Here is a 7,377-nt window from a genome sequence, read left to right as displayed (position 1 = left end):
TCTAAAAATACTGGACAGATACACAGAAATGTGATATACTGTGTCAGTCATATGGTCGGTGACGATGACGGTGAGGTTCCACCTGTTCCCATTCCGAACACAGTAGTTAAGCTCACTCGTGCCCAAGATAGTTAGCTGGAAACGGCTTGTGAAAATAGGTAGCCGCCGACTTGAATATACCGCTCTGAGAGTTCTCAGGGCGGTTTTCTTTTACCCAGAAAAGAAGGTGGGCAGTGCGCCATGCGGTGCGCGGTGCGACAGACCTCGTCTGCTGTTGCATCGAAAAAGGCTGATCCCATGCTGCGGCTGGATAGAGCGAAGGAATTTACAGAAAATTCATTCAATAACCGGCTAAAATTCACGGTCGGGTTTGACGGGATGCCGCTTTTGGTGTATCATATATCTGTATGTGAATATTCGTTTTGAGGCTGAAAAAAGCCCGGACGTTTGCTATTTTAAAGAATCATGAGGTGTGACCAATGTCCTTAGCTGAAAAACTCTTTGGCAGCTTCTCTGACCGGGAGCTGAAAAAGATCAACCCCCTCACCAAACAGGTGCTGGCACTGGAAGGCAAGTATCAGGCCATGTCCGACGCCGAGCTGCAGGCCCAGACCCCCGCGCTGAAGCAGCAGCTGGCCGACGGCAAAACGCTGGACAATATCCTGCCCGACGCCTTCGCCGTCTGCCGCGAGGCCGCATGGCGCGTGCTGGGCATGAAGCACTTCCCGGTGCAGGTCACCGGCGGCATCGCCCTCCATCGGGGTGACATCGCCGAGATGCAGACCGGTGAAGGCAAGACCCTTGTGGCGACCCTGCCCGCCTACCTGAATGCGCTGACCGGCGAGGGCGTCCACATCGTTACTGTCAATGACTACCTCGCCAAGCGCGACAGCGAGTGGATGGGCAAGCTTTACCGCTGGCTGGGCCTGTCGGTTGGCCTGATCGTGCAGGGCATGGATGGCGATGCCCGCCGTGGGGCTTACAACGCCGACATTACCTATGGTACCAACAACGAGTTCGGCTTCGACTACCTGCGCGACAATATGGTGACCTACAAGGACAATATGGTGCAGCGCGGCCATGTCTACGCCATCGTCGATGAGGTGGACTCCATCCTTATCGATGAGGCCCGCACCCCCCTGATCATCTCCGGCCGCGGTGAGGATTCCTCCAGCCTGTACACGCAGGTGGACCGCTTCGTCCGCACCCTGCGCAAGAGCGTCGTGGTCGAGCTGGAAGACAAGCTGGAGGCTGACGAGCAGGCCGACGGCGATTACGTCGTGGACGAGAAGCACAAGACCTGCACCCTGACCGCCAAGGGCATCAAGAAGGCGGAGGAATATTTCAAGGTCGAGAACCTCGCCGCTGCTGAGAATATGACCCTCGCCCACCACATCGATCAGGCCATCAAGGCCTACGGCGTGATGCAGCGGGACATTGACTACGTCGTGAAGGACGGCGAAGTCATCATCGTCGATGAGTTCACGGGCCGCCTGATGATCGGCCGCCGGTACAACGAGGGCCTGCATCAGGCCATCGAGGCTAAGGAGGGCGTGAAGATCGCCGCCGAGAGCAAGACGCTGGCCACCATCACCTTCCAGAACTACTTCCGTATGTACAAGAAGCTGGCCGGTATGACCGGCACAGCCAAGACGGAGGCTACCGAGTTCACCGAAATTTATGGCCTGAACATCGTCACCGTCCCCACCAACCGTCCCAATGTCCGCAAGGACTACCCGGACGCCATCTACAAGACCATCAACGGCAAGTACAACGCGGTCATCCAGCAGGTCATGGAGTGCCATAAAAATGGTCAGCCTGTTCTGGTGGGTACGGTCAGCGTCGAGAAGAGCGAGACTCTCGCCAAGATGCTGCAGAAGTATACCCGCGATTTCAATGTGCTGAACGCCAAGAACCACGAGCGAGAGGCTGAGATCGTCGCACAGGCCGGCAAGAAGGGTGCGATCACCATCGCCACCAATATGGCAGGCCGTGGTACGGATATTATGCTGGGCGGCAACGCCGAGTATATGGCAAAGGCCCAGATGCGGAAAGAGCACTTCTGCGAGAAACTGCTGAACCCCGAAAAGCCCGAAGAGGCCCTGCCCGCCGCTGTGGAACAGCTGCTCATCGAGGCCGACGGCCACGGCGAGACCAGCGACGCCAACATTCTGGCAGTCCGCAAGCGTTTCGATGAGCTGTATGCCCAGTACAAGCCCCTGACTGAGGCGGAGGCCGAGGAGGTGCGTGCCGCAGGCGGTCTGTTCATCATTGGTACCGAGCGCCACGAGAGCCGCCGTATCGACAACCAGCTGCGCGGCCGTGCAGGCCGTCAGGGCGACCCCGGTGCATCCCGCTTCTACCTGAGCCTCGAGGACGACCTGATGCGCCTGTTCGGCGGCGACCGCGTGCAGAGCCTGATGGGCACGCTGGGCATCGACGAGGACACCCCCATCGAGAACCGGATGATCACCAGCACCATCGAGACGGCCCAGAAGAAACTCGAGGGCCGCAACTTCGAGATCCGCAAGAACGTCCTGAAGTACGACGACGTCATGAACCAGCAGCGTGAGATCATCTACGGCCAGCGCCACAAGGTGCTGAACGGCGAGGACATCAGCGCCGAGATGCACAATATGCTGAAGGAGAACATCGAGTCCAGCTGCAAGCAGTTCCTCGCAGGCGACGTGAAGGATGAGTGGGACTTCGGCGCACTCCGCCGCCACTATCTGGGCTGGCTGACCACCGACGAGGACTTCCACTACACTGTGGCCGATTACGACAACATCTCGCAGGAGAGCATCGCCGATATGCTGTATCAGCGCGGCATGGACATCCTGAACGACAAGGAGCAGCGCTACGGCGCACCTCTGATGCGGGAGCTGGAGCGTATCTGCCTGCTGAAGTGTGTAGACCGCCAGTGGATGGACCATATTGATAATATGGACCAGCTGCGTCAGGGCATCGCCCTGCGCGGCTACGGCCAGAAGGACCCCGTCGTCGAGTACCGCATCGAGGGCTTCGATATGTTCGACCAGATGGTCGATTCCATCCGGGAGTCCAGCATCAAGATGCTGCTGACCATCGAGGTGCGCGAGGCGGGCGCAGCCCCCAAGCGCGAGCAGGTGGCAAAGCCCACCGGCGAGGGCTATGTGCCCGGCAACGGTGCCCCCGGTGCCAAGGGCGCGCCCAAGGGCCAGCCTGTCCGGGTCATCAAGATCGGCCGCAATGACCCCTGCCCCTGTGGCAGCGGCCTGAAGTGGAAAAAGTGCACCTGCGCCAAGTACCACCCCGAAGGAAGCCACACGGAGGGCTGAATAAGACCATAGCAAGAAAGCTCTCCCTCGGGAGAGCTTTTTCTGAATCAAAAACAAAGGAGCGGATGAGTATGAATATCACACCGGAAGAGCTTCTGAAGGAGTCCCGCACGCTGGAACCGCAGCTGCAGCAGTGGCGGCGGACGCTCCATCGTCACCCGGAGGTGGGCTTCGACCTGACCCAGACGAAGGCGCTGGTCAAGACGGCACTGACGGAGATGGGCTATGAGCCGAAGGACTGCGGCAGGGCCGGCGTCCTCGCGCTGGCGGGCGGAAAAAAGCCCGGCAGGACCATCCTGCTGCGTGCCGACATGGACGCGCTGCCCATCCCCGAGGAGTCGGGCGAGGAGTTCCGCTCGGAAGTGCCCGGCAAGATGCACGGCTGCGGCCACGATATGCACACGGCCATGCTGCTGGGTGCGGCAAAGCTGCTCAAGGCCCACGAGGACGAGCTGGAAGGCACGGTCAAGCTGGAATTCCAGCCTGCCGAGGAGATCTTCCAAGGCTCGCCGGATATGCTGGCCAACGGCCTGCTGGAGGACCCCCATGTGGACGCAGCGGTCATGTTCCACGTGCTGGCCGGGATGCCGCTGCCGACGGGCACGGTGCTGGTGCCGGGCGGCGGCATCACCATGGCCAGCTGTGAGCAGTACCACATCGTGGTCAGGGGCAAGGGCGGCCACGGCTCGACGCCGGAAAACTGCATCGACCCCATTACGGCTGCGGCCCACATCCACATCGCTTTGCAGGAGATCAACAGCCGCGAGCTGAAGCCCGGCGACGTCGGGGTGCTGACCACCGGCCACTTCGAGGCGGGCGCAGCCTCCAACGTCATCCCGGACGTGGCCCAGATGTGGGGCACCATCCGCACCACCGACCCGGAAAACAAGGTGGGCGAGCAGATCCGCACCCGGATGACCGAGATCGCGCAGGGCGTGGCGGCGGCATTCCGCTGCACGGCGGAGGTGTCCTTCGCCGACTTCTGCCCCTGCATGGTGGTGGACAAGGCCCTCGCCGGAAACGCGATGGCCTATATGACCGAGCTGCTGGGCCGGGGCGCGATGGATATGACCGCCCTCACCGGCGGCAAGCCCGGCGGCGGCAGCGAGGACTTTGCCTTCGTGAGCCACGAGGTGCCTACGGTGAGTATGTTCATCGCCGCAGGCAGCCCGGAACAGGGGTACTGCTACGGCCAGCATCACCCCAAGGTGAAGTTCGATGACAGCATCCTCTACGAAGGCTCTGCGGCCTTTTGCTGGTTCGCTCTGCGCTGGCTGAAGGATAAGTCCTGATACGAAGAGAAAGCCCTCTCGGCGCCGCCAAGAGGGCTTTCTCTGTTTCAATCGTTCTTTACGGCGATGAGCACGCGGATCTTTTTGCCCGCTGCGCAGCCGAGATCATCGTAGTGTATGATTCCTTTCCTGTGCTGCTTTGGTATCAGTATAGCAGATATTTTCTGCTTTGGGGACAGCTTATCACATACTTCTTGGGATTTGGGGGATAAAATCCTAAGGAATTCTTAAGAATAAAGCGGGTCCCCCTCTTGCGGAGCGGAGCAGGAACGTGTATTCTTATAAAAGAACGATCAGGAAGTGAGGGTATCCCTATGCATAAAAAAGTTTTGGTCTGTCTGCCCCTGAGCGACGCCCGCCGCGCCGCGCTGGAGGCCTCTGTGCCGGAGTTTGAATTCCGCTTCAATGCGCTGGACGATGTCCACGCCGAAGACGTGCTCTGGGCCGATGTGGTGCTGGGCAACGCCCCGGTGTCGATGATCTCTCAGAACAAGCACATCGAGTGGTTCCAGTCCAACTCCGCCGGCCCGGACCCCTACCTGAAGCCCGGCGTCCTGCCCGAGGACTGTGTAGTGACCAACGCCACCGGCGCGTATGGTCTGGCCATCAGCGAGTGGATGCTGGCCATGTGGCTTGGCATCCAGAAGGATATGTTCCTCTACCGCGACCGCCAGAACCAGCGCGAGTGGGCCCCCATCGACCGCCCTGTGAGGGGCATCACCGGGGCGCGGGTGCTCTGCGTCGGCATGGGCGACATCGGCTCCAACTTCGCCCGCCGCGCTCATATGCTGGGCGCTGAGGTGGTGGGCGTCCGCCGTACCGTCCACCCCGACACCCCCTGCCCGGACTATTGTCTGCGGGTGGTGGCCCAGAGCCAGCTGGATGAGGAGCTGCCCGAAGCCGACCTTATCGCCCTGAGCCTGCCCGGCACCGAGGAGACCTACCATATGTTCGACGCTGGGCGCTTTGCCCGCTGCAAGGATGGGGCCATCCTCCTCAACGTGGGCCGCGGCACCACCGTGGACAGCGACGCCCTTGTGGAAGCCCTGCGCAGCGGCAAGATCTTCGGCGCGGGCCTCGACGTCACCGACCCCGAGCCGCTGCCCGCCGACCACCCGCTGTGGGGTGAGCCGGGGGCCATCATCACCCCCCACAACTCCGGCAAGTTCAGTCTGCCCAAGACGCTGGACAACATCGTGGACATCTTCGTCCACAACCTCAAGCGCTACGCCGAGGGCCTGCCGCTGGACAATCAGGTCAGCCGCACCACCCGCTATGCCGCCGACCAGAACGGCGGCCACCGCCTGCTGAGCACCCTGTAAAACGCGATAACGATGAAAACGCCATCTGCGCCGAGACGCAGATGGCGTTTTTGTTACTTCACGCGGATGACCGGTGGCGGGAAGCTGTCCAGCGCCGTCCAGTCGGGCTTGTAGATGCGGAGGAAGAGGTGGAACTTCTCGTCCGAGACGGGGAGCCAGTTGGTGGTATCCTCCGGCGCATCCTTGGAGAGGGTGACGTCGATGGAACCGTCCGGGTTCCGGTGGAGGCCGGAGCGGTCGTTCACGCAGTAGCGGCTGATGGGGTTATCGATGAGGAAGTTGTCCTCGCCGTAGGCCGTCACCGACCAGAATCCGGTGCCCACCGTGGGCGGCAGGGCGTCGAAGTGGAGGGTATAGGTCTTTTTGCCGGTGAGGTCGGCCCCGGTGCTGTCGGTGGAGGTGCGCGGGTAGATGGCGACGTCGGTGGTGTTGGCCCCAAGGCCCATCAGGGCCACCATGGTGCGGTAGTCGTAGGCCGTGCCGAAATCGCCGATGGGGTCGCCGTAGTAGGTCCACTGGCCCATCTGCCGGGCATAGCGTGCGGCCTGCGCCCGGAGGCTGCTCTTGAGCTGAAGGAGCATCCGCTTCCAGCGCAGCCCGCCGAGGGGGCCGAGGACGGAGGCGTCGAACCGCTCGCCCGGGCCGACGGAGAGGGCCGCGAGGCTGCGGAGAAGGGGCGCGTCCGCCTCGGCGGGCGGGTCGGTCTCCATCAGCCGGTTGGCGGTGTCGAAAAACTCCTGCGGCGTCATGGCGAGGACTTTTTCCACCGGGACGAAATCGTTTTCCGGGGAATAACTGCCCTCCGGCGCGGCGTCCGGCCCGGCGGGGTAGGCCGAGAGGGGCATCAGCTGCATCCGGCTCTGGAGCGCCGCCACGTTCGGCAGGTCGTCCGGCCCCGAGAGCATGATGCGGGCGATGGTCCAGACCGTCCGGGTGGGGACGTCGATGCGCCGGACGCCCTCGGGCAGGGTGCCCTCCCAGCCGGAATAGGCGATGGCGTAGGCCCCGGGCGCTTCCAGCACGGCGGCGGTGTTCGTCCATGCGTCCAGCACCTGCACGTTAAAGAAGCGGTCGGTCTCCGGCACGACGTAAATTTGCGGCTCGGCGCTGACGTCCAGCCATGCCTGCGTGTAGATGGTGTCCACATTGGGGCTGACGACGGTGCGGCTGGAAGCGTCCAGCAGCTTCCGGGCGTGGATGAACTGGTTGACGGGGGCGCGGTTGGCGGAGGGGGTCTTCGCGTTGGTGGAGACGGTCTTGGTGGCGTCCACGAGCACCAGCGGGAAGGTGTAGAGGTACGCTTCTTCCAGCAGGGTCTGGATCTCAGAAGCCGCATCGGCTTTCTGGGCCGGCAGAAGGGTGACGCCGCAGGCGGCGGCAGCGGCGGAAGAGAGCCTGAGAAAATCGCGTCGGGTCATTTTCATGGCAGGAGCCTCCTTTTTGCAG

Annotated in this window: 4 protein-coding genes and 1 rRNA gene; 4 read left to right on the top strand and 1 reads right to left on the bottom strand. The window is 62.1% G+C overall.

Features of this window, described 5'->3' with window-relative positions:
- Nucleotides 1–54 precede the first annotated feature (54 nt).
- The 4 genes from rrf to LKD23_RS01000 all read left to right on the top strand — a co-directional run bounded on the left by rrf (nucleotide 55) and on the right by LKD23_RS01000 (nucleotide 5,931).
- Nucleotides 55–171: ribosomal RNA gene (rrf, locus tag LKD23_RS01015) — 5S ribosomal RNA — on the top strand.
- Nucleotides 172–479: 308 nt separating this feature from the next.
- A complete protein-coding gene (gene secA / locus LKD23_RS01010) occupies nucleotides 480–3,317 on the top strand; it encodes a preprotein translocase subunit SecA (protein ID WP_227619949.1) in 2,838 nt (945 codons plus the stop codon).
- A gap of 71 nt (nucleotides 3,318–3,388) precedes the next feature.
- Nucleotides 3,389–4,609 carry a M20 metallopeptidase family protein gene (locus tag LKD23_RS01005; protein ID WP_227619947.1) on the top strand — a complete coding sequence of 407 codons (1,221 nt, stop codon included), beginning with the start codon at nucleotides 3,389–3,391 and terminating at the stop codon, nucleotides 4,607–4,609.
- Nucleotides 4,610–4,923: 314 nt separating this feature from the next.
- Complete coding sequence (locus LKD23_RS01000) at nucleotides 4,924–5,931, top strand: D-2-hydroxyacid dehydrogenase (protein WP_227619946.1); 1,008 nt, start codon at nucleotides 4,924–4,926, stop codon at nucleotides 5,929–5,931.
- A 53-nt stretch (nucleotides 5,932–5,984) separates the two neighbouring features.
- On the opposite strand, the gene LKD23_RS00995 is transcribed toward LKD23_RS01000, so the two are convergent.
- On the bottom strand, nucleotides 5,985–7,355 hold the full coding sequence (locus tag LKD23_RS00995; protein ID WP_227619944.1) for a DUF1254 domain-containing protein: 1,371 nt from the start codon (nucleotides 7,353–7,355) through the stop codon (nucleotides 5,985–5,987).
- Nucleotides 7,356–7,377: the final 22 nt, after the last annotated feature.

Origin of the sequence: Faecalibacterium butyricigenerans (genome assembly GCF_020687345.1) — a bacterium.
GTDB classification, from domain to species: domain Bacteria; phylum Bacillota; class Clostridia; order Oscillospirales; family Ruminococcaceae; genus Faecalibacterium; species Faecalibacterium butyricigenerans.
This window is presented reverse-complemented; position numbering and strand designations above follow the sequence as displayed.

What these genes read in the sequence shown, in the direction of transcription:
- secA (WP_227619949.1), top strand. Translation starts at nt 480, where the DNA reads ATGTCCTTAGCTGAAAAACTCTTTGGCAGCTTCTCTGACCGGGAGCTG.
- LKD23_RS01005 (WP_227619947.1), top strand. Translation starts at nt 3,389, where the DNA reads ATGAATATCACACCGGAAGAGCTTCTGAAGGAGTCCCGCACGCTGGAA.
- LKD23_RS01000 (WP_227619946.1), top strand. Translation starts at nt 4,924, where the DNA reads ATGCATAAAAAAGTTTTGGTCTGTCTGCCCCTGAGCGACGCCCGCCGC.
- LKD23_RS00995 (WP_227619944.1), bottom strand. Translation starts at nt 7,355, where the DNA reads ATGAAAATGACCCGACGCGATTTTCTCAGGCTCTCTTCCGCCGCTGCC.